Annotated in this window: 24 protein-coding genes; 3 read left to right on the top strand and 21 right to left on the bottom strand. The window is 58.2% G+C overall.

From position 1 onward, the window contains the following. Positions 1-43: 43 nt before the first annotated feature. From nlpD to cysG, 12 genes are all read right to left on the bottom strand, one after another. Positions 44-1144, bottom strand: a complete 1101-nt coding sequence (gene nlpD, locus HFD97_RS19665) for a murein hydrolase activator NlpD (protein WP_058958445.1) — start codon at positions 1142-1144, stop codon at positions 44-46. A gap of 162 nt (positions 1145-1306) precedes the next feature. Beyond that, positions 1307-1933: a protein-L-isoaspartate(D-aspartate) O-methyltransferase gene (locus tag HFD97_RS19660; protein WP_009086927.1), complete on the bottom strand. Its 627-nt coding sequence runs from the start codon at positions 1931-1933 to the stop codon at positions 1307-1309. Then, complete coding sequence (surE, locus tag HFD97_RS19655) at positions 1927-2688, bottom strand: 5'/3'-nucleotidase SurE (protein WP_009086929.1); 762 nt, start codon at positions 2686-2688, stop codon at positions 1927-1929. The genes HFD97_RS19660 and surE overlap by 7 nt, the downstream gene beginning before the upstream one ends. Positions 2689-2879: 191 nt before the next feature. Continuing rightward, the gene (gene truD / locus HFD97_RS19650) at positions 2880-3920 is read right to left on the bottom strand and encodes a tRNA pseudouridine(13) synthase TruD (RefSeq protein WP_167432413.1); all 1041 of its coding nucleotides are present in this window, start codon (positions 3918-3920) and stop codon (positions 2880-2882) included. Further along, complete coding sequence (ispF, locus tag HFD97_RS19645) at positions 3917-4399, bottom strand: 2-C-methyl-D-erythritol 2,4-cyclodiphosphate synthase (protein ID WP_009086933.1); 483 nt, start codon at positions 4397-4399, stop codon at positions 3917-3919. Before ispF ends, truD begins: the two co-directional genes overlap by 4 nt. Then, positions 4399-5115, bottom strand: a complete 717-nt coding sequence (ispD, locus tag HFD97_RS19640) for a 2-C-methyl-D-erythritol 4-phosphate cytidylyltransferase (RefSeq protein ID WP_046102453.1) — start codon at positions 5113-5115, stop codon at positions 4399-4401. Before ispD ends, ispF begins: the two co-directional genes overlap by 1 nt. 3 nt (positions 5116-5118) lie before the next feature. Continuing rightward, a complete protein-coding gene (ftsB, locus tag HFD97_RS19635) occupies positions 5119-5436 on the bottom strand; it encodes a cell division protein FtsB (RefSeq protein ID WP_009086936.1) in 318 nt (105 codons plus the stop codon). A gap of 176 nt (positions 5437-5612) precedes the next feature. Beyond that, positions 5613-5933: a DUF3561 family protein gene (locus HFD97_RS19630; RefSeq protein WP_140925056.1), complete on the bottom strand. Its 321-nt coding sequence runs from the start codon at positions 5931-5933 to the stop codon at positions 5613-5615. Positions 5934-5987: 54 nt separating this feature from the next. Beyond that, positions 5988-6593 carry an adenylyl-sulfate kinase gene (gene cysC, locus HFD97_RS19625; protein WP_046102454.1) on the bottom strand — a complete coding sequence of 202 codons (606 nt, stop codon included), beginning with the start codon at positions 6591-6593 and terminating at the stop codon, positions 5988-5990. Continuing rightward, on the bottom strand, positions 6593-8020 hold the full coding sequence (gene cysN, locus HFD97_RS19620; protein ID WP_167432412.1) for a sulfate adenylyltransferase subunit CysN: 1428 nt from the start codon (positions 8018-8020) through the stop codon (positions 6593-6595). Before cysN ends, cysC begins: the two co-directional genes overlap by 1 nt. Positions 8021-8031: 11 nt before the next feature. Beyond that, positions 8032-8940: a sulfate adenylyltransferase subunit CysD gene (gene cysD, locus HFD97_RS19615; protein ID WP_167432411.1), complete on the bottom strand. Its 909-nt coding sequence runs from the start codon at positions 8938-8940 to the stop codon at positions 8032-8034. A gap of 9 nt (positions 8941-8949) precedes the next feature. Next, positions 8950-10365 (bottom strand): siroheme synthase CysG, encoded by a 1416-nt coding sequence (gene cysG, locus HFD97_RS19610; protein ID WP_167432410.1) that lies wholly within the window; start codon positions 10363-10365, stop codon positions 8950-8952. Positions 10366-10730: 365 nt separating this feature from the next. Between cysG and HFD97_RS19605 the strand changes: the two genes are divergently transcribed. Continuing rightward, on the top strand, positions 10731-11744 hold the full coding sequence (locus HFD97_RS19605) for an aminopeptidase (RefSeq protein WP_167432409.1): 1014 nt from the start codon (positions 10731-10733) through the stop codon (positions 11742-11744). Between the two features lie 9 nt (positions 11745-11753). Then, complete coding sequence (locus tag HFD97_RS19600) at positions 11754-12038, top strand: YciI family protein (RefSeq protein WP_009086949.1); 285 nt, start codon at positions 11754-11756, stop codon at positions 12036-12038. Positions 12039-12097: 59 nt separating this feature from the next. Here the strand turns inward: HFD97_RS19600 and HFD97_RS19595 are convergent, their stop codons facing one another. From HFD97_RS19595 to cysJ, 3 genes are read right to left on the bottom strand one after another with little or no spacing between them, the layout of a single operon-like run. Further along, positions 12098-12832 carry a phosphoadenylyl-sulfate reductase gene (locus tag HFD97_RS19595; RefSeq protein WP_009086951.1) on the bottom strand — a complete coding sequence of 245 codons (735 nt, stop codon included), beginning with the start codon at positions 12830-12832 and terminating at the stop codon, positions 12098-12100. Continuing rightward, a complete protein-coding gene (gene cysI, locus HFD97_RS19590; protein WP_009086953.1) occupies positions 12829-14550 on the bottom strand; it encodes an assimilatory sulfite reductase (NADPH) hemoprotein subunit in 1722 nt (573 codons plus the stop codon). Before cysI ends, HFD97_RS19595 begins: the two co-directional genes overlap by 4 nt. Further along, the gene (cysJ, locus tag HFD97_RS19585; RefSeq protein ID WP_009086955.1) at positions 14550-16361 is read right to left on the bottom strand and encodes an NADPH-dependent assimilatory sulfite reductase flavoprotein subunit; all 1812 of its coding nucleotides are present in this window, start codon (positions 16359-16361) and stop codon (positions 14550-14552) included. The genes cysI and cysJ overlap by 1 nt, the downstream gene beginning before the upstream one ends. A 299-nt stretch (positions 16362-16660) precedes the next feature. Here cysJ and queD point away from each other — a divergent pair, with 299 nt between their 5' ends. Next, complete coding sequence (gene queD / locus HFD97_RS19580) at positions 16661-17020, top strand: 6-carboxytetrahydropterin synthase QueD (protein WP_009086958.1); 360 nt, start codon at positions 16661-16663, stop codon at positions 17018-17020. A 106-nt stretch (positions 17021-17126) separates the two neighbouring features. On the opposite strand, the gene queE is transcribed toward queD, so the two are convergent. The 6 genes from queE to rlmD all read right to left on the bottom strand — a co-directional run bounded on the left by queE (position 17127) and on the right by rlmD (position 25789). Next, positions 17127-17798 carry a 7-carboxy-7-deazaguanine synthase QueE gene (queE, locus tag HFD97_RS19575; protein ID WP_167432408.1) on the bottom strand — a complete coding sequence of 224 codons (672 nt, stop codon included), beginning with the start codon at positions 17796-17798 and terminating at the stop codon, positions 17127-17129. Between the two features lie 229 nt (positions 17799-18027). Beyond that, positions 18028-19323, bottom strand: coding sequence for a phosphopyruvate hydratase (gene eno / locus HFD97_RS19570; RefSeq protein WP_009086962.1), 1296 nt, complete (start codon positions 19321-19323; stop codon positions 18028-18030). 76 nt (positions 19324-19399) lie between these two features. Then, complete coding sequence (pyrG, locus tag HFD97_RS19565) at positions 19400-21037, bottom strand: glutamine hydrolyzing CTP synthase (protein WP_009086964.1); 1638 nt, start codon at positions 21035-21037, stop codon at positions 19400-19402. 232 nt (positions 21038-21269) lie between these two features. Then, positions 21270-22055, bottom strand: coding sequence for a nucleoside triphosphate pyrophosphohydrolase (gene mazG / locus HFD97_RS19560; protein WP_167432407.1), 786 nt, complete (start codon positions 22053-22055; stop codon positions 21270-21272). 156 nt (positions 22056-22211) lie between these two features. Continuing rightward, a complete protein-coding gene (relA, locus tag HFD97_RS19555) occupies positions 22212-24443 on the bottom strand; it encodes a GTP diphosphokinase (protein WP_009086968.1) in 2232 nt (743 codons plus the stop codon). Positions 24444-24472: 29 nt separating this feature from the next. Continuing rightward, positions 24473-25789 carry a 23S rRNA (uracil(1939)-C(5))-methyltransferase RlmD gene (rlmD, locus tag HFD97_RS19550; protein WP_167432406.1) on the bottom strand — a complete coding sequence of 439 codons (1317 nt, stop codon included), beginning with the start codon at positions 25787-25789 and terminating at the stop codon, positions 24473-24475. Positions 25790-25839 lie beyond the last annotated feature (50 nt).

Raw genomic sequence — 25839 nt, 5'->3', positions numbered from 1 at the left:
CGTGATTCCAGGGCAGAACATAAAAAGGGTCTGTTCTGCCGGATTATCGCTGCGGTAAATAACGCAACGGGTTTACGGATTTCCCCTTGTAACGAATTTCAAAATGTAATCTGACTGAACTGGTTCCGGTGCTACCCATGGTAGCGATCTTCTGCCCCGCCTTAACTTCCTGTTGTTCCCGAACCAGCATTGTATCGTTGTGGGCGTAGGCACTCAGGTAATCATCGTTGTGTTTAATGATGATTAAATTACCGTACCCCCGGAGTGCGTTACCTGCGTAAACCACGCGTCCTGATGCGGTGGAAACGACAGATTGTCCGCGCGTTCCGGCGATATCGATCCCTTTATTGCCACCCTCGGCGGCAGAGAAGTTATCGATAATCTTCCCATCGGTCGGCCAGCGCCAGCTTCCGACCGGCGTTGAACTGTTGGTGGTACTGCTCACCGTTGGGGGGGCGGTAACGACTGGAGCTGTTGTCGTTGCAACATTTGCTCCTTTCGAAGGCAACAATTTGCTGCCACCCGAATTACCCGAATCATCAGAATACGTAATAACAGGTTGCTGTGCAACAACAGGCGCTTTAATTTGTGGCGACGCCGGGACACCGCCCTGCGTTGCATCAGCAACGGTAATGGGATTTCCGCCCGTAATCGGCTGACCTGACCCATTTCCAATCTGCAGCGTTTGCCCCACATTCAGGCTATAGGGCGCCGGAACGTTGTTGCGCTGGGCTAAATCGCGGAAGTCGTTGCCGGTAATCCAGGCAATGTAAAACAATGTGTCACCGCGCTTAACGGTATATGTTTCACCGGAGTAACTACCCTTTGGAATATTCTGATAACTGCGGTTGTACACAATCCGGCCATTCTGTGTCTCAACATTATCGCTGGTACTAATCATTCCACCGCTACGGGGAGCAGATCCTGAATTTGTGCTTAACATTTGTCCCTGGGCAGGTGTGGCAGGTACGCCGCCCGAAACCATGCCTGTGTCAGACGGGCTGCTGTTCATGCCGCTATTGTCGCCCACGCGACTGATGGGCGCCTGCGAGTTGTCGCTGGAGCTGCAGCCTGCCAGCCAGAAACCTACCAGTGAAAGCGCCGCCAGACGGCGTAACTGAAAAAGTGTGCTTCCCGTGCTCATTAATCCCCCGTGATGGCAACTCTGATCTATCTGTTTCACTGTATCTGCCAGCAGAATGCTCTGCGTGACGCGATAAAAGCTGTGTTTTCGTTAGGTAAACCGGATAGTAACAACATCAGGTACGTGGTGCCATGAAACAGTTGTGAAGAAATACGTAGAGGGTCAGGCCAGGTCGCCCTGCACCAGCGGAACAAAACGCACCGGCTCGATGGTCTCTTCCGTCACCTCTTTTCCCTGACGACGCAGCCGTTTCAGTACCTGCTGATCTTCCCCCACTGGCAGCACCATAATGCCGCCTTCTGCCAGCTGCGCTATCAGCGCAATCGGAATTTCCGGCGGGGCCGCCGTGACGATAATCGCATCGAACGGGCCACGGGATGGCCAGCCCTGCCAGCCGTCGCCATGGCGGGTGGAGACATTGTGCAGATCGAGCTGTTTCAGCCGGCGCTTGGCCTGCCACTGCAGCCCTTTAATCCGCTCCACGGAATAGACGTGATCAACCAGGTGGGCCAGAATGGCGGTCTGATAACCCGAACCGGTGCCGATCTCCAGCACCCGCGAATGGGGATTCAGCCCGAGCAGCGCGGTCATCCGCGCCACCATGTAAGGCTGTGAGATGGTCTGACCAGAACCGATAGGCAGAGCGACATTGTCCCAGGCCTTGTGCTCGAACGCCTCATCGATAAAGCGTTCGCGTGGCACCTCGCTGATGGCTTTCAGCAGGTTTTCGTCATGGATGCCCTGCTGACGCAGTTGTGACAGCAACGTCTCAATACGCCGATTCACCATGCCAGATTCACCTCAGCTTTCGCCAGCCAGTCGCTGAGCACCTCCTGGGCACTGTGCGCCGTTAAATCGACGTGCAGCGCGGTGACAGAGACATAGCCCTGATCCACGGCGGCGAAGTCCGTATCCGGCCCGGCATCCAGTTTTTCACCCGGCGGGCCAATCCAGTAGAGGGTATTGCCGCGCGGGTCCTGCTGCGCAATCACCTGATCGGCCGGATGGCGGCTGCCACAGCGCGTCACGCGAATGCCCCGGAGTTCGGAGAGCGGCAGATCGGGCACGTTGATATTGAGAATGCGACCGGTGCGCAACGGCTCATGCGTCAGCGCCCGGAGAAGCGCACAGGTCACCGCCGCGGCTGTCTCGTAGTGCTGATGACCATTGAGCGAAACGGCGATCGCCGGTAAGCCCAGGTGTCTCCCCTCCATCGCCGCCGCGACCGTGCCGGAGTAAATCACATCATCCCCCAGGTTGGGACCGGCATTGATGCCTGACACCACAATATCGGGCCGCGGCTGCATCAGGGCATTCACCCCCAGATAGACACAGTCGGTCGGGGTACCCATCTGCACCGCGATATCGCCGTTTTCATGGGTGAACGTTCGCAGGGGCGTTTCCAGGGTGAGCGAGTTTGACGCACCGCTTCGGTTACGATCGGGGGCAACCACCTGCACGTCAGCAATCTGCCGCAGGGCTTTCGCCAGAGTCTGAATACCTGGCGCATGAATGCCGTCATCGTTGCTGAGCAATATCCGCATTTCGTTCTGACCTTTTTTTATTCGACTGGTCGCCGCGACTGAACCTGTCTGAACGGCATGGCAACAGGTGAGGAATGGGCGGCGATTTTTGCATTCTAGCGAGGCACGCAAGGAAGTGGTAGGCGTAAATCACACAGCAGAGGGGGGTTGCCGCAACATTCCCCACACAGCGGGTCAGGTTGCGGCGAAGATTACTCATCAATCTGATCGGACGCGTCGGCCTGAACCAGCAGTTCTCTGACGACGCTGGTGGCGAAGCTGCCTGCGGGCAGCCAGAACGTCAGCTCCAGCGTCACCTCATCCCACCAGCTCCAGCGCAGATCGCGCGGCACGACCAGCATGGCACGGCGTGCGGCATCCACCCGCTCGCGCTCAATCAGGCCGGTCAGCAGGGTTTCGCCAGCCAGCACCTGCTCTTCAAAAGCCAGCGCATCCGCCTGCGGACCCGCCTCACCCCGCCCCGGCAGCGGCGCGGTGATGCGCAGTTCATGCTGTTCAACCCGACGCTGGCACGCTTCCAGCTCATCCGGCTGCGCAACAAACCAGCTGCCTCGCCCGGTCAGCTGCAGGGCATCGCCGTTAAGGACCTGACTGAGGCCACCCTGCTGCGCCAGACGCGCACTGGTCACCTGATTAAACAGCGCACTGCGCGCGGCAGAGAGCATCAGGCTGCGCTTGTTGCGATCGCGCAGGGTAATCTCATTGCGCGCCCACTTCTCTGCGATCACCAGGTTGTTGCCGCCGCGCCCGAAACGCTGCTCACCGAAATAGTTCGGCACGCCCGCGTCACGAATCTGCGTCAGGCGCGTCTCAACCGCCTCACGGTCACTGATCTGGCGGATGACCAGCCGGAACGCATTTCCGGCCAGCGCGCCGGTGCGCAGCTTGCGCTTGTGGCGTACCGCCTGCAGGATCTCAACCCCCTCCAGCGCAAAACCGCGCAGATCGGGCATCGCATTCCCCGGCAGACGGAAACAGAGCGTCTGCTCTGTCACGGCATGGCGATCCTTCATCCCGGCATAGCTCATGTCACGCTGATGCACCCCGAGATATTTCGCCAGTGCCTCCGCCACGAAGCGGGTATTCGCGCCCACTTTACGGATGCGTACCAGCAGATGCTCACCTTCCCCATCCGGGCCATAACCGAGATCTTCAACCACCACAAAATCTTCCGGGCTGGCTTTGATGACGCCGGTGGCAGCGGGCGTGCCGTGCAGATAGTGAAGCGTCATTGAGTGTCGGCTTTCAGCAGCAGGGCCACCGCTTCGCAGGCGATCCCTTCACCGCGCCCGGTAAAGCCCAGCTTTTCGGTCGTGGTGGCTTTGACATTGACCGCATCCATGTGACATCCCAGATCTTCCGCAATGTTGATGCGCATCTGCGGCACATGCGGCAGCATTTTCGGCGCCTGGGCAATCAGGGTGACATCCACGTTACCGATGCGATACCCTTTGGCTTCGATACGACGCCAGGCCTCGCGCAGCAGGCCGCGGCTGTCCGCGCCTTTAAACGCGGGATCGGTATCCGGAAACAGCTTGCCAATATCGCCCATGGCGACCGCGCCCAGCAGCGCATCCGTCAGCGCATGCAGCGCCACATCACCATCGGAATGGGCGATAAACCCCTGCTCAAACGGGATCCGCACACCGCCAATCACTAACGGACCCTCTCCGCCAAAGGCGTGAACGTCAAAACCGTGACCGATACGCATCATGCGCTCTCCTTTAATTGAATCTGACTCAGATAAAAAGCCGCCAGCGCCAGATCTTCTGGCCGGGTGACTTTGATGTTATCACTGCGTCCGCTGACCAGCAGCGGATGGTAGCCGCAATACTCCAGCGCCGAGGCCTCATCCGTAATGGTTGCGCCTTCGGTGAGTGCCCGCGTCAGGCAGGCTGTCAGCAGCGCATGCGGGAAAAACTGGGGGGTTAAGGCGTGCCAGAGATCGTCACGCTCTACCGTGTGGGCCACCGCGGCTTTGCCCGGCTCGCCCCGCTTCATGGTGTCGCGCACCGGTGCGGCCAGAATCCCGCCGACGTGGCTCTGTTCGCGCACGTTGAGCAGCTGCTGCAGGTCGTCGGGATGCAGACAGGGACGGGCAGCATCGTGAACCAGAACCCACGCGGCACCCTGCGCGGCCTGCAGGCCAGCCAGCACCGATTCGGCGCGGGTCTCTCCGCCGGTAACCCTGAGCACGCGCGGATCGCGCGCCAGCGGCAGTGAGGCGAAGTGCTGATCGTCGGGACTGAGGGCGACAATAACCTGTTTAATGGCAGGATGGGAAAACAGACGTGCAATGCTGTGTTCCAGAAGGGTGTGCTGACCAATCGTCAGATACTGCTTAGGACAGGTTGCCTGCATGCGGCTGCCGATCCCGGCCGCGGGCACTACGGCAATCACATCCGCAAGGGAGGCCAGAGTATTCATGTTTTATCGTTGTTGGTTTTGCGCTGATTGTTGCGCGTTGCGTTTGTTCTGGTCAGGCACCAGACGATAGAAGGTCTCACCGGGCTTAATCATGCCCAGCTCATTGCGTGCACGCTCCTCGATCGCTTCCGAGCCGCCATTGAGGTCATCAATTTCGGCAAACAGCTGATCGTTGCGCGATTTCAGTTTGGCATTGTTAGCCTGTTGCACCGCGACATCATCATTGACGCGCGTATAGTCGTGGATGCCATTTTTCCCCAGCCACAATGAATATTGCAGCCAGCCGAGCAGCACCAGTAACAGTAACGTCAGTTTTCCCATCCCGCCCCCTAAAAACGGCCCAATCATCCCATAACTTTGCACAGGACTCCACACCAGCGGAGAAAATGGCGCGCTTTGCCGCGCGTCTGCACAAAATATGAATCAGCAGCGATTCCAGGGGGAAAAGATTTGTAACCGGCCGATGCGTTTGCACATCAGCGCAGGGGCATCAGCGCTTACCAGCCGGAGAGAAAAGAGAACATTAACCAGAAGAGAGAGACCACCAGAATCACGGTGGCGAGTGCGGTCCAGAGCCACTGTCCGCTGAGCAGGGTATTCAGGGCAATACCGGCGACCACCGCAACCGGCAGCAGCGCCAGAAAGAATGGCCAGGTATAAAGAAAGAAAAACAGCGTGTTAGAGCCGAACAGCAGGAATGGGATCGCCAGCGCACACCAGTAAGCGAGAAAGCCGATCACGCAGCCCGGCAGCAGTGAGCGTGGCTCATCCGGGGTGGTGTCATCTTTACGAGCGAGCAGTGGGGTTATGTTCTGCATAGGCATCCTGTTGGTGCGAGGGCGGCAAATCAGAGACGATTTGCCGCTGTCTCTTCAGGATCTGATGATATCGCGGTCACGCAGCAGGTCTAACAATTGGGCGGCCAGTTTTGTAACCAATTGTTCGCCATCCAGCTGAATTTCCGGGCTCTCCGGGGCTTCGTAAACGCTGTCGATGCCGGTGAAGTTTCGCAGTTCTCCGGCACGGGCTTTGCGGTATAACCCTTTAGGATCGCGCGCCTCGCACACCGCTAACGGCGTATCGACAAACACCTCGATAAACTGTCCCGGTTCCAGCAGATCGCGCACCATCTGCCGCTCGGCGCGATGCGGTGAAATAAAGGCGGTGAGCACCACTAATCCGGCATCCACCATCAGTTTCGCCACTTCGCCGACCCGACGGATATTCTCTTTACGGTCGTCATCGCTGAAACCGAGGTCACGGCACAGGCCGTGACGCACATTATCTCCATCCAGCAGATAGGTACTGACACCAATGCGGTGCAGCGCCTGCTCCAGCGCACCGGCGACCGTGGATTTCCCCGAGCCCGACAGCCCGGTGAACCACAGCACCACGCCCTGATGGCCGTGCTGCTGTTCGCGTGCCGCGCGGGTGACCGGATGGTCATGCCACACCACGTTGTCGTCGTGCTGCGCCATTATTGACCGCCCAGCAGATCGCGCGCGTTCCAGTGCGGGAAGTGACGGCGCACCAGCGCATTCAGTTCCAGCTCAAAGGCGCTGAACTCACCCGCACTGGCCGGCACATCCTGGTTGGGCTGATGGATCATGCCCGCCCCGACCGTGACGTTGCTCAGGCGATCGATAAAGATCATGCCGCCGGTCACCGGGTTCTGCTGATAGCTGTCGAGCACCATCGGTTCATTGAAGACGATCTCAATGCGACCGATTCCGTTCAGCGGCAGCGCCTCGACCTGATGGGTCGCCAGCGAGTTGATGTCGACCTGGTGCAGCACCTTTTCGACCCGGCCACGGGTTTTCTTACCGGCGATTTTCAGATCGTAGCTCTGACCCGCCTGCAGCGGCTGCTCCGCCATCCACACCACGTCTACGCTGGCCGACTGCACCGCCGTCAGCGTTTCGCTGGCGTCCACCAGCAGATCGCCACGGCTGATATCAATCTCATCCTGCAGCACCAGGGTAATCGCCTCCCCTGCTCCCGCGTCCTGCAGATCGCCATCAAAGGTCACAATGCGGGCAATCGTCGACTCCACGCCAGACGGCAGCACTTTAACGCGCTGTCCTACCTGCACGCTGCCTGACGCCAGGGTACCGGCATAGCCACGGAAATCGAGGTTAGGACGGTTCACATACTGCACCGGGAAGCGCATCGGCTGATGGTCGACAACGCGCTTCAGCTCCACGGTCTCCAGCACGTCCAGCAGCGTCGGGCCGGTGTACCACGGCATGGTCTGGCTGGCCGTCGCAACGTTGTCCCCTTCCAGCGCCGACATCGGCACAAAGCGGATGTCGAGATCGTCCGGCAGCTGGGCGGCGAAATCGAGATAATCCTGTTTGATCGCCTCGAAGCGCTCCTGACTGTAGTCCACCAGATCCATCTTGTTGATCGCCACCACCAGGTTTTTAATGCCCAGCAGCGTTGAGATAAAGCTGTGACGACGGGTCTGATCCAGCACGCCTTTACGCGCGTCGATCAGCAGGATCGCCAGGTCGCAGGTGGAGGCCCCGGTCGCCATGTTGCGGGTGTACTGCTCATGGCCCGGCGTGTCGGCAATAATGAATTTACGCTTTTCGGTCGAGAAGTAGCGGTAGGCCACGTCGATGGTAATGCCCTGCTCACGCTCCGCCTGCAGACCGTCCACCAGCAGCGCCAGATCGAGCTTCTCGCCCTGGGTGCCGTGACGTTTGCTGTCGTTGTGCAGTGAAGAGAGCTGGTCTTCATAGATCTGACGGGTGTCGTGCAGCAGACGCCCAATCAGGGTACTTTTTCCATCGTCCACGCTGCCGCAGGTCAGAAAACGCAGCAGGCTCTTGTGTTGCTGAGCGGTCAGCCAGGCTTCAACGCCGCCCTGGTCGGCAATCTGTTGTGCAATTACGGTATTCATCTGGCGTCTCCTTAGAAATAACCCTGGCGTTTTTTCAGTTCCATCGAACCGGACTGGTCGCGGTCGATCATGCGGCCCTGACGCTCACTGGTGGTGGACACCAGCATCTCTTCGATGATCTCCGGCAGCGTCTGCGCTTCGGACTCTACTGCACCGGTCAGCGGCCAGCAGCCGAGGGTACGGAAACGGACCATCCGTTGGGTGATCTCTTCACCCGGCTGCAGATTGATACGATCGTCATCAATCATCATCAGCATGCCGTCACGCTCCAGCACCGGACGCGGCGCGGCGAGATAGAGCGGCACGATCTCAATGTTTTCCAGGAAGATGTACTGCCAGATATCCAGTTCGGTCCAGTTCGACAGCGGGAAAACGCGGATGCTTTCGCCCTTGTTGATCTGACCGTTGTAGTTGTGCCACAGCTCAGGGCGCTGGTTTTTCGGGTCCCAGCGATGGAAGCGATCACGGAACGAGTAGATACGCTCTTTGGCGCGCGACTTCTCTTCATCGCGACGTGCGCCGCCGAAGGCCGCGTCAAAACCATATTTGTCCAGCGCCTGCTTCAGCCCTTCCGTTTTCATGATATCGGTGTGTTTGGCGCTGCCGTGGACAAACGGGTTAATGCCCATCGCCACCCCTTCCGGGTTGCGGTGAACGATCAGCTCGGCACCCATCGCTTTCACGGCGCGGTCACGGAATTCATACATCTCGCGGAATTTCCAGCCGGTGTCCACATGCAGCAACGGAAACGGCAGCGTGCCCGGATAGAACGCTTTGCGTGCCAGGTGCAGCATGACCGAAGAGTCTTTGCCGATGGAGTACATCATCACCGGGTTGCTGAACTCTGCAGCCACTTCGCGAATGATATGGATGCTCTCCGCCTCCAGCTGACGCAGATGAGTGAGTCGTTTTTGGTCCATGATTTTCCCTCAAGCCAGATTGACAACGGCGGACTCGCGAGCCCCCTGCTGTGCTGAATGTTTAAACCAGGCGAGTTGCCCGTGCAGATTAACCACCTCTCCGATCACCAGCAGCGCCGGAGTGGGTGCCGAGGCGGCCAGCGCCTCAAGGTGTTCTAAGGTGCCGGTCAGCACCTGCTGATCCTGACGGGTGCCGCGACTGATCACCGCCACCGGCGTGGAGGCCGCACGACCATGCTGAATCAGCGCCTCGCTGATCAGGGCCGCTTTAACCGTACCCATATAAATCGCCAGCGTCTGACGCGCACGCGCCAGCGATGGCCAGTCAATATCATCCCCATCGGGACGGCAGTGACCGGTAATAAACATCACGCTCTGGGCATAGTCGCGGTGGGTCAGCGGAATCCCGGCATAGGCCGTCGCACCGGCAGCCGCGGTGACGCCCGGCACCACCTGGAACGGCACGCCCGCCTGCTGTGCCGCCTGCAGCTCTTCGCCGCCGCGGCCAAAGATAAAGGGATCGCCGCCCTTGAGGCGGACAACGCGCTTACCTTTCAGCGCCAGTGAAACCAGCAACTGATTAATCTCTTCCTGCGGCAACGTATGCGCGCTGGCGCGTTTACCGACGCAGATGCGGTCGGCGTCACGACGCACCAGGTCCAGCACCTCTTCGCTGACCAGATGGTCATAGAGCACCACATCGGCTAACTGCATTACCTGCAGGCCACGCAGCGTCAGGAGGCCGCTGTCGCCCGGCCCGGCACCGACCAGAAAGATCTCGCCCTGACGGGTTGGCTCTTCCAGCAGTTCACGATCCAGCGTGCGTTTCGCCTCTTCGACGTTACCGGCGGACATCTGACTGGCGAACAGACCGTCGAAGGCCCGCTCCCAGAAACGCCGACGATCGGACATGCGGCTGAAGCGCTGTTTGACCTTATCGCGCCACAGCCCGGCTACCTCCGCCATCTGACCCAGACTGGCGGGCAGCAGCGTTTCAATTTTTTCGCGCAGCATGCGTGCCAGTACCGGCGCGGTGCCGCTGGAGGAGATCGCTACTACCAGCGGTGAGCGGTCAACAATCGACGGGAAGATAAAGGTGCATTTTGGCTGGTCGTCGACCACGTTAACCAGCTTATGCCGCGCGTTAGCGGCTTCAAAAACCTGGGTGTTGAGATGGTTATCGTCGGTGGCAGCAATCACCAGGAAAACGCCATCCAGCTGAGCCGGATCAAATTCGGTCGCCACCCACTCCAGCTCCTGCTTATCCAGCAGTTCCTGCAGTTCCGGGCAGAGTTCACGAGAGGCGATCTGAACACGCGCGCGCGCGCGACGCAGCAGTTCAATTTTTCGCGCCGCAATATCTCCACCGCCGACAACCAGAACCGGGCGGCCAGAGAGATCGGCAAAAAGAGGCAAATAGTCCACGTTAACCCTGATGTTTTAACTTTGTATTAACGGGACTATACGTCGCTGAGTTTATCCAGATGAAATTACGAATTGGAATGAGTAGTTACCGAATGGAATAACGGTGGCGCAAAGCACAGAACAATTTGATCTTAACAGATGAAATGTAATGGCTTTTTCGTGAACAGGCTCACAGATTCCTCCGCACCTGCTGCGCTGCAAAAGCAGATAAGTGCCAGCTCAAAGGTCTGCCTCTCTGTGCCGGAGGCGACAGCGCCCGATTCCACTAACAGGATTGCGGAACAAAAAGCGTATAATACGCCCGGCATGAGCGGCCCTGGCCCCTGTACAGGCCCGCTCCGGACAAATAAAAAAAAGGATGCACTATGTTTTGTTCCCTCCGTCTGAGGGTTGCCACTCTTTTGTCTGGCGCACTCCTCTCCTCGCTGGCACTGGCCACGCCGCCCGGCCAGTTTGCCGAGCAGCAGGTCCGGCACATCGCCACCTTTTTCCCGGGCCGCATGAGCGGCAGCCCGGCTGAGCTGATGGCGGCTGACTATCTGCAGCAGCAATTTACCGCGCTGGGTTATCAGACCAATACCCGTCAGTTCAACACCGGTTACAACTGGCAGGAAGAGGATGGCTCGCGGCGCTGGCACAAGCTGACCGCCACCTCGGTCATTGCCGCACGCGCCGGCAGCGTGCCGCAGGAGATCCTGATCGTGGCCCATCTGGATACCTGGACGCCGCTGAACAGCGCCCAGGTTCACCGCAATCTGGGCGGCCTGCGTCTGCAGGGGGTGGATGATAACGCCTCAGGGCTGGGCGTGATGCTGGAACTGGCGCAGCAGCTGAGTCAGAAACCGCTGCACTATGGCGTCCGCTTTGTGGCATTGAGCGCCGGAGAAGCCGATCTGCACGGCATGGATGACTACGTGGAGCGGATGAGCGCGCGTGAGAAGAAGAACACCCTGCTGGTCATCGACCTCAACAGCCTGATCACCGGCGATCATCTCTATTTTAACAGCGGCATGAATACGCCCCGGGCGGTACGCAAGCAGACCAGCGATCGGGCGCTGCTGCTGGCCCGCCAGCTCGGCATTCCCGCCGCCAGTCATCAGCTGACCCGCAAAGATGTCAGCGGGCTGAATGCCTTTGACAGGGCGGGTTTTCCGCTGCTGGATGTGACCGCCAGTAACTGGACGCTGGGAAATAAAGATGGCGCGCTGCAGCGTCACCGCAGCCGCCACTTTCCCGATGGCGTCACCCGCCATCAGACTGACCTGGATAATCTGAACTACCTTGACCGCTGGCTGCCGGGTCAGATAGCCCGACGAACCCATGACAGTGTCAGCGTGCTGCTGCCGCTGCTCAGAGAACTGACCAATCCCAAGGTGTGAGGATCTGACATGTACGTCGTCTTTCTGAATTACATTCGTCCGGTAGAGGAAGTTGAAACCCTGCTGGCTGGCCATATCGACTGGCTTAATCGCTATTTTGACGCGGACATTTTTATTGCGGCGGGACGTAAAGATCCGCGCACCGGCGGCATGCTGCTGGTGAGGGATATTGAGCGTGAACGGCTGGAGGCGATCTTAGCGGAAGATCCTTTTGTCGCCGTGGCGCAGTATGAGGTGACAAAGGTGAATGTAACGCGGGCAGCGGAAGCCTTCAGTGGCTTAACCGGCGTCTGAGACCAGGCAGTGACGCCCTTCTCTCCCGCCAGTCAGGGGGGAGAGAAGAGGCGCGGGATTCAGCCTTCGTGCAGGCCGCACTCACGCTTGAGACCGAAGAAGCGGGTCTCTTCTTCTGCCATACCCGGCTCCCATTTGCGGGTGGTGTGGGTATCGCCCACCGAGAGATAGCCCTCATCCCACAGCGGATGGTATTTCAGCTTGTGCTGTTCCAGATACTGATGAATCTTCCGGTTATCCCAGTCGATAATCGGCAGCACCTTAAAGACGCCGCGCTGCACGCCCAGCACCGGCAGATTCGCCCGGCTGCCCGACTGATCGCGGCGCAAACCGGCAAACCAGGTCTGCGCGCCCAGGGTTTCCAGCGCGCGGTTCATCGGTTCGACTTTGTTAATCTCGTTATACTTCTCAATCCCCTCGACGCCCTGCTCCCACAGTTTGCCGTAGCGCGCTTCCTGCCAGGCCGGGGAGGTTTCGGCGCGGAACACTTTGAGGTTGAGATTGAGCTGGTCTGCCAGCTCATCAATAAAACGGTAAGTCTCCGGGAAGAGATAGCCGGTGTCGGTCAGGATCACCGGAATATCGGGCTGCTGACGCGTCACCAGGTGCAGCGACACCGCGGCCTGAATACCGAAGCTGGATGAGAGCACATAGGCGCCCGGCAGATGCTCCAGCGCCCAGCTGACCCGCTCTTCTGCTGACGCCTTTTCCAGCTGCGCATTGGTCGCCGCCAGCGCCATTGCGCGCTGGACTTTGGACATCTCATTCAGTGCTGCGAGGTCAGGATGACTCATTTTGCCTCCTCCCAAAAGTCGCGTGCCGGGTCCAGCACCGGCGCGACAATGCCCGCGCGGATGGTGAAGTCACCAAAGCCTTCTGCGGCCTGGCGCTCGGTGGCCCAGCGTCCCACCAGCTCATCAATGGTGGCGAGAATTTCGCTTTCGTTAATGTTCTCACGGTACATGCGGGGAATACGCGTTCCGGTGCGGTTTCCGCCCAGATGCAGGTTATAGCGGCCTGGCGCTTTACCCACCAGACCCAGCTCTGCCAGCATGGCACGACCACAACCGTTCGGACAACCGGTAACGCGTAACACTATGTGCTCATCACCGACGCCGTGCGCATGCATGATGCCCTCGACTTTGGTCACGAAGGCAGGCAGGAAGCGTTCTGCTTCCGCCATCGCCAGCGGACAGGTCGGGAAGGCCACGCAGGCCATCGAGTTTTCGCGCTGCGGCGTGACGTGATCCATCAGACCATGTTCACGGGCAATCGCTTCAATCTTCGCTTTCTCGCTCTCCGGCACGCCCGCCACAATCAGGTTCTGGTTGGCGGTCAGGCGGAAATCGCCCTGATGGACTTTCGCAATTTCGGCAATGCCGCTCTTCAGCGGACGGCCTGGATAGTCGAGCAGGCGACCATTCTCGATAAACAGCGTCAGGTGCCATTTATTGTCGATGCCTTTAATCCAGCCAATGCGATCGCCACGGGTGGTGAATTCATACGGGCGGATCGGCTCAAAGGTCACGCCGGCCCGTTTTTCCACTTCCGCCTTAAAGGTCTCGACGCCCACGCGCTCCAGGGTGTACTTGGTTTTGGCGTTTTTACGGTCGGTACGGTTACCCCAGTCGCGCTGGGTAGTGACAACCGCTTCAGCCACGTCGAGGATCTTATCCACCGGGAAGTAGCCAAACTCGCTGGCGGTGCGTGCGTAGGTCGCTTTGTTGCCGTGCTCGATCGACAGGCCGCCGCCCACCAGCAGGTTAAAGCCCACCAGCTTGCCATTTTCAGCGATCGCTACGAAGTTCAGATCGTTGGCGTGCAGATCCACGTCGTTGTGTGGCGGGATCACCACCGTCGTTTTGAACTTACGCGGCAGATAGGTTTCACCGAGGATCGGCTCTTCATCGGTGGTCGCGATCTTTTCCTTGTCCCACCAGATCTCGGCATAGGCACGGGTGCGCGGTAGAAGATGCTCAGAGAGCTTCTTCGCCCACTCATACGCTTCCTGATGCAGTTCCGACTCAACCGGGTTCGAGGTGCAGAGAACGTTACGGTTGACGTCGTTGGCGGTCGCCAGCGCGTCCAGCCCCACTTCGTGCAGCATCTGATGCGTCGGCTTCACGTTCTTTTTCAGAATGCCGTGAAACTGGAAGGTCTGACGGTTGGTCAGACGGATGCTGCCATAAAGGGTTTTGTCGGTGGCAAATCTGTCGATAGCCAGCCACTGGGTCGGCGTAATGATCCCGCCCGGCAGACGGCAGCGCAGCATCATGGCGTGGCGCGGCTCCAGCTTCTGCTCAGCACGCTCGGCACGGATGTCGCGATCGTCCTGCTGGTACATGCCGTGGAAACGGATCAGCAGGAAGTTGTCGCCGGTAAATCCACCGGTCAGACCCTCTTCCAGATCTTCTTTAATGGTGCCGCGCAGATAGTTGCTCTGCTTCTTCAGACGCTCAGCGTCGGTTAATTTGCCTTCTACAACCAGCGGTCCAGGGTGTTTATCGCTCATTAGTAAACGTCTCGCTGATAACGGCGCTCAATGCGCAGCTCACTTAAAAATTCGTCGGCCGTTTCACGATCCATTCCGCCGTGTTCGACCACCACATCCAGCAATGCCTGCTCGACGTCTTTTGCCATGCGATTGGCGTCGCCACAGACATAAAGATGCGCGCCCTCCTGAATCCAGCGCCACACTTCGGCACCTTTCGCGCGGATCTTATCCTGAACGTAAATCTTTTCAGCCTGATCGCGTGACCAGGCGAGGTCGATATGGGTCAGCAGACCATCCTTCACATATTTCTGCCACTCGACCTGATAGAGGAAATCCTCGGTGAAGTGGGGATTGCCAAAGAATAGCCAGTTTTTGCCGCCCGCACCGTCGTTATCGCGCTGCTGCATAAAGGCGCGGAAGGGAGCGATGCCGGTGCCCGGCCCGATCATGATGACCGGAGCATCCGGATCGGCCGGCAGGCGGAAGTTGTCGTTATGTTCGATGAACACCCGGACCTCGCCCTCTTCTTCAATGCGATCGGCCAGCCAGGTGGATGCGCCGCCGCCGCGCTGGCGACCTTCGATATCAAAGCGAACGGCACCCACGGTGATATGCACTTCGGTATCGGTTTCTGCCTGAGAGGAGGCGATAGAGTAGAGTCGCGGCGTCAGCGGACGCAGCAGTCCGGTCAGCTGTTCGGCGCTGAGCTCAGACGGGGCCAGGCGCACCATGTCGACGATGGGGTACTGCTGCGCATAGTGCTGCAGTCTGGCTTTATCATCCACCAGAGCCAGCAGTTCGGCGTTACGTGACAGCTGAGCGTACTGCGCAACAATCTGCGCCGTGTTCACCGTCAGCTCGAAATGCTTCTGCAGCGCCTCGGCCAGCGGCAGCGTGCTGCCCTGAACCTCAACCGGTTCATCGCCTTTCAGCCAGACCAGCTCCAGCAGTTCGCTGACCAGCGCCGCGTCGTTTTCATACCAGACGCCCAGCGCATCGCCGGGCTGATAGCGCAGACCGGAGTCGCCCAGATCGATTTCGATATGGCGCACATCTTTGTCGGAATCCCGTCCGGTGATTTTCTGATTCACCGCCAGGCTGGCGCTGAGCGGCGCCTCTTTGCTGTAGGGGCTGGTGGTCACTTCGTTGACGCTGCCTGCCACTGTCGCGGCCGCCTGCGCCGGCGATTCGGTCGGCACGCGCGCTTTGAGGATCGCTGTCAGCGCACTGCGCCAGGCCGTGGCCTGCTCCGCATACTCGACATCCGCATCCACGCGATCAAGCAGGCGCTCGCCGCCCAGCTCGGCCAGACGGCTGTCAAAATCTTTGCCCGCCTGGCTGAAGAATTCATAGGAGGTGTCGCCCAGGCCAAACACGGCAAAGGCGGCCCCCTCCATTTTCGGTGCCTTTTTCGACATCAGGAACTTATGCAGCGCCACCGCCTCTTCAGGCGGTTCGCCCTCGCCCTGGGTCGAGGTAACGACGACCAGCATCTTTTCCTGGCCAATCTGTTTGAACTTGTAATCACCGGCGTTCACCAGGTTGACATTCAGCTTGGCGGCCAGCAGATCATCACGCAGCTGCTCGGCCAGACGACGGGCATTGCCGGTCTGTGAGGCGGAAAGCAGTGTGATAACCGGTGCTTCAGCGGCCGCCGCAGGCGGTGTGCTGCTGGCGACGGCGCTACCCGGTGCCTGTTCTACCCTGCCCCAGAAATAGCCTGACAGCCACGCCAGTTGAGTCGGGGAATAATCTGTCGTCGCCGCCTGTAAGCGGGCGAGTTGTTCCGGAGAGAGCGGAAGCATTGAACCAGGTGCCTGAGTCGTCATCGCGTTAAAAATTCCAGTATCAGAAGTCCGGACCGTAAAATGGCGGAAGAGTGCGTAGGTTACCGGGCTGTATATTAACGATTAAATACGCCTTCGACATATCAAATAACCAAAATGACTAAATGGTTTTTCAGGTAGGATTAATCAGCAAAAGTGGTAAGCAAAGCGGCGCTATATCAGTTAATTAGCTGGACATCAGAGGAAGACGGGTGAAGAAAAAGAACGCTTCGTGCGCAGCGGGTGCGAAAAAAGCGGTAATCAGGTAGAATTCAGCGGTTTTTTAATGTCTGAGAACCACTATGTCTACCACCCTGTTTAAAGAATTCCAGTTCGAGGCCGCGCACCATCTTCCGAATGTGCCGGCCGGACACAAATGTGGCCGTCTGCACGGTCATTCGTTCCTGGTTCGTCTGGAGATTACCGGCGAAGTGGATGCGCATACCGGCTGGGTTATGGATTTTGCTGAACTGAAAGCGGCGTTTAAGCCGGTCTACGATCGGCTGGACCACTACTACCTGAACGATATTCCCGGCCTGGAAAATCCCACCAGCGAAGTGCTGGCGAAATGGATCTGGGATCAGATGAAGCCGCAACTGCCGCTGTTAAGCGCGGTCATGATCAAAGAAACCTGTACTGCGGGCTGCGTTTACCGCGGCTGACCCTGTCGGATCGAATCCTTCGATCCGACGCGGCTCCCCTTTTTCGCCTCTGCTATCTCCTGCCCTGCACGCCCCCCTCCGCGCGCAGAAACCACCGCGATGAAAATCAGGCGATATTGAGATATTTGTGGGTCTGCATCGACAGACGCCAGTTACGGGCGATGCAGGTCTCAATGCAGAGGCGGGTCGCATCCTCTTTGCGGCTGATGGGCTGAAGCGCGATGATGCGCGTTTTGCTGTCCTCAATGCCCGCCAGTAGCGCATCCAGTGCCTCGACATCACGCTGGCGCGCCACCGGATGTTTGATTTCATCAGCCCGGCTCAGGGCCTGCGGCAGCACGTCGTAGCCGCCGCGCATGTTCACCTTCGGCGACACCGTCACCCAGGTCCGTTCAGAGCAGTGGATTTCGTGAGTGCCGCTGGTCTCAATCTGGCACTGAAAACCCTGCTGTTCCAGCGCAGCGGTTAACGGGCGCAGATCGTATATCGCCGGTTCACCGCCGGTAATCACCACGTGCCGCGCCGTCCAGCCCTGCTGTTCGATGGCGCGAAGCAGGGTCGCCGCGTCGGCATCGCCCCAGGCGTCACTCTCCACCGTTTTGATCAAAATGTCGCCCAGCGAGGTCTCCCGATCTGCCCGTTTGTCCCAGGTATGTTTGGTATCGCACCAGCTACAGCCCACCGGGCATCCCTGCAGGCGGATAAAGAGAGCAGGCACGCCGGTGTAGTAACCTTCGCCCTGCAGTGTCTGGAACATTTCGTTAATCGGGTAGAACATTTTTTACTCGCCTGGATAAATCGGGGCGCTGATTATGGCAGATTTGTCGCGCAGCTCAACCACGCGTTGTGCCTTTTCTCCGCGCGCAGGGAACTGCACGGGCCGGCAGGAATGCCGCTTGATCGGGCCCTGCCATCCGTGACTGTACACTGCATAAACAGAAAGCCCCGCACAGGGCGGGGCTTTCTGTTTATGCGATGCCACGCAACGTGGCATCAGCACCAGGTCATTACTGACCTTTTACTTCTTTCAGACCGTTGAATGGCGCTTTAGAACCCAGCGCTTCTTCGATACGGATCAGCTGGTTGTACTTAGCAACACGGTCAGAGCGGCTCATTGAACCGGTTTTGATCTGGCCTGCTGCAGTACCAACCGCCAGGTCAGCGATGGTCGCATCTTCGGTTTCACCTGAACGGTGAGAGATCACCGCAGTGTAGCCCGCGTCTTTCGCCATTTTGATCGCAGCCAGAGTTTCGGTCAGAGAACCGATCTGGTTGAATTTGATCAGGATGGAGTTCGCGATACCTTTTTCGATACCTTCTTTCAGGATTTTGGTGTTGGTTACGAACAGGTCATCACCCACCAGCTGGATTTTGTCGCCCAGAACTTTGGTCTGGTAAGCGAAGCCGTTCCAGTCAGATTCGTCCAGGCCATCTTCGATAGAGACGATCGGATACTGTTTAGTCAGATCTTCCAGGAAGTGGGTGAACTCTTCAGAGGTGAACGCTTTACCGCCTTCACCGGCCAGAACATATTTGCCATCTTTGTAGAACTCAGATGCCGCACAGTCCATCGCCAGGGTGATGTCTTTGCCCAGCTCGTAGCCTGCTGCTTTTACCGCTTCTGCGATAACAGCCAGCGCTTCAGCGTTGGAACCCAGGTTTGGTGCGTAGCCGCCTTCGTCACCGACAGCGGTGCTCATGCCTTTGCTTTTCAGCACTTTTGCCAGGTTGTGGAACACTTCAGAACCCATACGGATGGCTTCTTTCACGTTAGCTGCGCCAACCGGCTGGATCATGAACTCCTGGATGTCGACGTTGTTGTCGGCATGTTCGCCACCGTTGATGATGTTCATCATTGGCAGTGGCATAGAGTATTTGCCCGGGGTGCCGTTCAGTTCAGCGATGTGCTCATACAGTGGCTGACCTTTAGACGCCGCCGCCGCTTTTGCCGCCGCCAGGGAAACAGCCAGAATGGCGTTTGCACCGAAGTTAGATTTGTTCTCAGTACCGTCCAGGTCGATCATGATCTTGTCGATGTTCGCCTGATCTTTCGCGTCTTTGCCTTTTACCGCTTCAGCAATCGGACCGTTTACTGCAGCAACGGCTTTGGTTACGCCTTTGCCCAGGAAACGTGATTTGTCACCGTCACGCAGTTCCAGCGCTTCGCGTGAACCGGTAGAAGCACCTGATGGCGCAGCGGCCAGGCCTACGAAACCGCCTTCCAGATGCACTTCAGCTTCAACAGTCGGGTTACCACGTGAGTCGATAATTTCGCGACCGATGACTTTTACGATTTTGGACATTACGATTTTCCTCAGTACAAGTTAGTCAATCCTAAGACAAACAACGCGCGAAAAGTTCGCGCGCTGTTTGTGAAACTTACTTCGCTAAACGCTTCTGATGCTCATGCGCGGCTTTCACAAAGCCGGCAAACAACGGATGGCCGTCGCGTGGTGTCGAGGTGAACTCCGGGTGGAACTGGCAAGCCACAAACCACGGATGGTTCGGGATCTCGATGATCTCAACCAGCTGATCATCACCAGAGCGACCCGCCACGCGCAGACCGGCTGCTTCAATCTGCTTTAACAGCATATTGTTGACTTCATAGCGGTGGCGATGGCGCTCAACGATGGTGTCAGAGCCGTAGAGCTGGCGAACCTGGCTGCCCGGCGTTAACTGACACTGCTGGCTGCCCAGACGCATGGTGCCGCCCAGATCGCTCTGCTCGCTGCGGACTTCGACGTTGCCCTCTTCGTCACGCCATTCGGTGATTAACGCCACCACCGGGTATTTACAGTCTGGCACAAATTCGGTGGAGTTGGCGCCCGGCATCCCGGCGACATTGCGCGCAAACTCCATCAGCGCGACCTGCATGCCCAGGCAGATACCCAGGTACGGCACATTGTTTTCACGCGCATACTGCGCGGTCATCAGCTTGCCTTCCACACCGCGGTAACCGAAGCCACCCGGAATCAGAATCGCATCCAGATCTTTCAGCAATTCGACACCGCGTGATTCCACATCCTGCGAATCGATCAGTTTGATGTTCACGGTCACGCGATTTTTCAGGCCGCCATGTTTCAGCGCTTCGATCACGGACTTGTAGGCATCCGGCAGCTCAACATACTTGCCCACCATACCGATGGTGACTTCGCCACCCGGATTGGCTTCTTCGTAAATCACCTGCTCCCACTCGGCCAGGTTGGCTTCCGGTGCGTTCAGGTTGAAGCGCTTGCAGATATAGTCATCCAGGCCCTGCGATTTCAGCATGCCAGGAATCTTGTAGATGGAATCGACGTCCTTCAGCGAGATCACCGCTTTTTCAGGGACGTTACAGAACAGGGCGATTTTGGCGCGTTCGTTAGCCGGTACGGCACGGTCAGAACGGCAAATCAGCACGTCTGGCTGAATACCGATCGACAGCAGCTCTTTAACAGAGTGCTGAGTCGGTTTGGTTTTCACCTCACCCGCCGCCGCCATATAAGGCACCAGCGTCAGGTGCATGTACATGGTGTGCTCGCGGCCCACATCGACGGCCATCTGACGAATCGCTTCCAGGAACGGCAGCGATTCGATATCGCCTACCGTGCCGCCGATTTCGACCAGCACGACATCATGACCTTCGCCGCCTTCAATGATGCGTTCTTTGATGGCGTTGGTGATGTGCGGGATAACCTGAATGGTTGCGCCCAGATAGTCGCCCCGGCGCTCTTTGCGCAGGACATCTGAGTAGATACGACCCGTGGTGAAGTTGTTGCGACGCGTCATTTTGGTGCGGATGAAGCGCTCATAGTGACCCAGATCCAGGTCAGTTTCGGCGCCGTCGTCAGTGACGAAAACTTCGCCGTGCTGCGTCGGACTCATGGTGCCTGGATCCACGTTGATATACGGGTCCAGCTTCATGATGGTCACGTTCAGACCACGGGCTTCGAGAATGGCTGCGAGGGAGGCTGCGGCAATGCCTTTACCCAGAGAGGAAACGACCCCGCCGGTCACAAAAATATAATTCGTTGTCATGCTGAACCTGAGAGTTTAGGTTTAAAGACGGTGGAATAACCAGGACGGGAAAACAGTATACTGGAAACCGCTATCAGCCACAATTGATGAATCACAGCCATCCTCCAACGCATTGCTGCGGCTAACATAGCGGATAGCCGCCAAAGAAATGTTGACGTGCGTCACAAAGTTGATGGCGCGCTGAATCGTGTAAGCGCAAACGGCGACTTTATGCACAGCGCTGGAATAATCATCACTTCTCCCCGGCTTTGACCTGCTGCCAGGCGGTTTCAATCTGTTCCAGCGTCGCCCCCGGCATACTCAGTCCCTGCGCGGCAATGATCGCTTCAACCGCGCGGAAGCGGCGCTCAAACTTGTCGTTGGCCTTCTGCAGTGCGGTTTCTGCTTTGCTGCCCAGATGGCGCGACAGGTTGACGGTGGCGAACAGCAGATCGCCAATCTCCTCTTCCAGCTTTTCGCTGTCCACCACGCTCTGCTGCGCCTCGTGCATGACCTCATCAATCTCTTCATGCACTTTCGCCACCACCGGTCCCAGGGTGGTCCAGTCGAAGCCGACATTATGACAACGCTTCTGGATTTTATGGGCGCGCATCAGCGCAGGCAGTGCTTTGGGGATGTCGTCCAGCGCCGAATGCTGCGCTTTCTCTGCCCGTTCGGCGCTTTTAATCGCTTCCCAGTTTTTCAGCACCTCCGTGCTGGTTTCCGCCGTGGCCTCGCCAAAGATGTGCGGATGACGGCGCTCCAGCTTGTCGCTGATGGCGTGGCAGACATCCTCAAAGTTGAAGCGATCCGCTTCGCTCGCCATCTGGGCATAAAAGACCACCTGAAACAGCAGGTCGCCCAGCTCGCCGCGCAGGTCGCTGAAATCTTCGCGCTGGATGGCGTCCAGCACCTCATAGGTCTCTTCCAGCGTATAGGGCGCGATGCTGGCAAAGGTCTGTTCACGATCCCACGGACAGCCATGCTCGGGATCGCGCAGGGTTTTCATAATGCCAAGCAGGCGCTCAATAGCGTTCATTCGGGTAGATCCTTGATTGATGGTCAGATGACAGGAAACAGAGAGGCGCATGACAGGCGCTGACGGATGCTGTAACGCGCATCCGGCAGCGCCCCGGGGTGCAGATTGCGCCCGCGCAACCGCACGCTGCCGGTTGCCGCAGGGCCTGACTGACAATCAGTGCAGGCGACGGGCGTCAATGATATCAGAGACCTGGTTCAGGCGCGCCAGGACACGTCCCAGTACCTGATGGTTGTAGATCTCAATATCCATGTCGATGGTGGCGAGCTGTTTTTTGGTGTCGCTGCGGCTCGACACGCCCAGTACATTCACTTTCTCATTGGCGAGAATGGTGGTGATGTCGCGCAGCAGCCCGCTGCGATCGTTGGCCGTCACCCGCACCACCAGCGAATAGCCGCTGGAGTAACTTTCGCCCCACACCGCATCGACGATGCGTTCCGGGGCGTGGGAAATCAGTTCGGCCAGCTGGTCGCAGTCGGCGCGGTGGATAGAGATGCCGCGCCCCTGGGTGATGAAACCGACAATATCGTCGCCCGGGATCGGCTGGCAGCAGCGGGCGATATGGTGCATCAGATTGCCCACCCCTTCCACGACCACGCGCCCGCTCTCTTTGCGCGCCGGCGGAGTGTAGGCTTTCTGCGTCAGCTGGCGCAGCGCCTCACGATCTTCCTCTTCGGCGCTCGGCTTGTTCAGCTTCGCCTGCAGGAAGTTCACCATCTGGTTGAGACGAATATCGCCGCCGCCAATCGCCGCCAGCAGCTCTTCAAGCGAGGTCACGTTATAGCGCGGCAGCAGCAGTTTTTCCGCCTCGCGCAGGCTGATATCGAACTGGTTCAGCTCGTTATCCAGAATCTGCCGTCCGGCGGCAATGTTCTTGTCGCGATCCTGCTTGCGGAACCAGTTGTGGATCTTCGAGCGTCCGCGGCTGGTGGTGATGTAGCCCAGGTTCGGGTTGAGCCAGTCGCGACTCGGGTTCGGCTGCTTCTGGGTAATCACCTCAACCTGGTCGCCCATCTGCAACTGATAGGTAAACGGCACAATGCGGCCGCCAATTTTTGCGCCGATGCAGCGGTGACCGATGTCGCTGTGAATATGGTAGGCAAAGTCGAGCGGTGTCGATCCGGCAGGCAGATCCACCACGTCCCCTTTCGGGGTAAAGACGTAGACCCGGTCATCAAACACCTGGCTGCGCACCTCTTCAAGCAGCTCGCCCGAGTCCGCCATCTCCTCCTGCCAGCTGATCAGCTTACGCAGCCAGGCGATGCGCTCTTCGTGGCCGGCAGCGCCACGCGCGCTGCTCGAGGTTGGGCCCTCTTTGTATTTCCAGTGCGCCGCCACCCCCAGCTCCGCATCTTCATGCATCTGGCGGGTACGGATCTGAATCTCCACCGTTTTGCCCTGCGGGCCTAACACCACGGTATGAATCGACTGATAGCCATTGGGTTTCGGGTTAGCGACGTAGTCATCAAACTCGCTGGGCAGATGGCGATAGAGCGTATGCACCGTGCCCAGCGCGCCGTAGCAATCCTGCAGGCGATCGGCCACGATGCGCACCGCCCGCACATCAAACAGCTCATCAAAGGCCAGCGACTTTTTCTGCATCTTACGCCAGATGCTGTAGATATGTTTCGGACGACCGTAGACCTCGGCGCGCACGCCCTCTTTGGCCATCTCTTTGCGCAGGTTGCTGACGAAGTTGTCGATATACTGCTCGCGGTCGATACGCCGCTCATGCAGTAACCGCGCAATATGTTTGTATTCGTCGGGATGCAGATAGCGGAAGCAGTAATCTTCCAGCTCCCATTTGAGCTGACCGATGCCGAGACGGTTGGCCAGCGGAGCATAGATGTTGGTGCTCTCTTTGGCCGCCAGCACCCGCTCATCTTCCGGCGCATCTTTCATTTCGCGCAGGTTCATGATGCGTTCGGCCAGCTTCAGCACCACGCAGCGGAAATCTTCGACCATCGCCAGCAGCATACGGCGGACGTTATCGACCTGTTCAGAGGCCATGGAGTCGTTGTGAATCGCTTTCAGCTGGCGGATGGCGTCCATGTCGCGCACGCCGTGCACCAGCGAGACGATGCCTTTGCCGACGGCGGTTTCCAGCTCCTCCTCACTCACCACTTCATCGTTAGCCAGCGGGAAGATCAGCGCCGCACAGAGGCTTTCGATATCCATGCTGAGCATGGAGAGGATTTCCACCATCTCGATCCCGCGCCACAGCAGCAGCGACTGATCGGGATGGTCCTGCGTCTGCGCTTCACAGTAGCGCCAGGTATCGGCAACGCGTTGACATGATTGCGGGTTGGCGATACCGAGACTGGCGATCCACTGGTCGAGGGCAAATTCCCCCTCAGTATTTAAATGCGCACTTCTGACCGCAACCATAACCTCTCCTGCACAACGACATACATCGCTTATGTTTTTCTGAACAGCACCATGGATTCGAGATGACGGGTATGAGGGAACATATCCAGCATCGCGACCCTTTCCAATTGGTAGCCTGCCGACAGCAAGACCTGACTGTCGCGGGCGAGTGTTGTTGGATTACACGACACATAGACCACGCGTTCTGGCGCAAGTTTAACCACATGTGCCATCACGCCCGCAGCCCCGGCGCGTGCCGGATCGAGTAATACCTTGTTAAATCCCTGTGCCGCCCACGGCTGGCGCGACACCGTCTCTTCCAGATTATGCTGAAAAAAACTGACGTTTTTAAGATTATTCGAATCAGCATTATACGCTGCCTGCCGCACTAATGCTGCAACCCCCTCCACACCAACCACATTTTGTACGAAGATTCCTATAGGAAGTGTGAAGTTTCCCATGCCGCAAAAGAGATCCAGAACCCGGTCCTCCGGTTGCAGATCGAGCCAGGCTATCGCCTTTGCCACCATCTGCTGATTCACCGCATCGTTAACCTGAATAAAGTCCTGTGGACTGAAGGTTAGCTTAAGCTGGTGAGAGTGATAAAAAGGTGTCTGAGTCGTTAGCGACGTTAACCCTTCATCACCCGCATCCAGGAAGAGCATCAGCTGATGCTTATGCGAAAACTGTTCCAGTTTTTCACGGTCGTCCGGATGCAGCGCATCAAGATGGCGCAGGATCATCAGCGGGCCGTTATCCGCCAGCACCAGTTCCACATGACCGAGACGCCTGACGGCGCGCAGTGCACTCAGGCAGTGGTGCAGCGGCACCAGCAATGCCTCAAGTTCGGGCACTAAAACGGGGCAGTGCTGAATATCGACCAGATCGTTGCTCGCCTCCTGGCGAAACCCCATCTGCAGCCGCTGCGCTTTATTCTGCCACTGCAGACCCAGACGGGCGCGACGCCGGTAGCCCCAGGGTTCACCGGCGATCACCTCCTCCACCGCGATCGTCTGCGCGGCGGCCTGGCTCAGCATCCGGCTCAGCGCCTGAGCTTTGCTCTGCTGCTGCAGATCCACCTCTGCATGCTGCTGCTGGCAGCCACCGCAGCGATCAAAGTGGGGACAGTGCGGTGCAACGCGTGCCGGACTGCGGCTGAGCAGCCGTTTCACTTTCCCCCGGGCAAACTGGCGTTTATCCTCTGTCAGCGTGATCTCCGCCTGTTCACCCGGCAAGGCACCGGCGACAAAAATCGTTTTGCCTTTGTGACGCGCCACGCCCTGACCGAACGGATCGAGCTCATCGATGGTGACGGTGATCCGCTGTTGTGTCGCCACGCGCTGTTTTGCAACGTAAAATTGCGCCATAGTGTTATCAGTTCTCTTTATCGAAACGACCTGCACGGTGCTGTCGACAG

Source organism: Pantoea sp. EKM103V, assembly GCF_011800365.1.
In the GTDB taxonomy this organism is placed as follows: Bacteria; Pseudomonadota; Gammaproteobacteria; order Enterobacterales; family Enterobacteriaceae; genus Pantoea; species Pantoea anthophila.
This window is presented reverse-complemented; position numbering and strand designations above follow the sequence as displayed.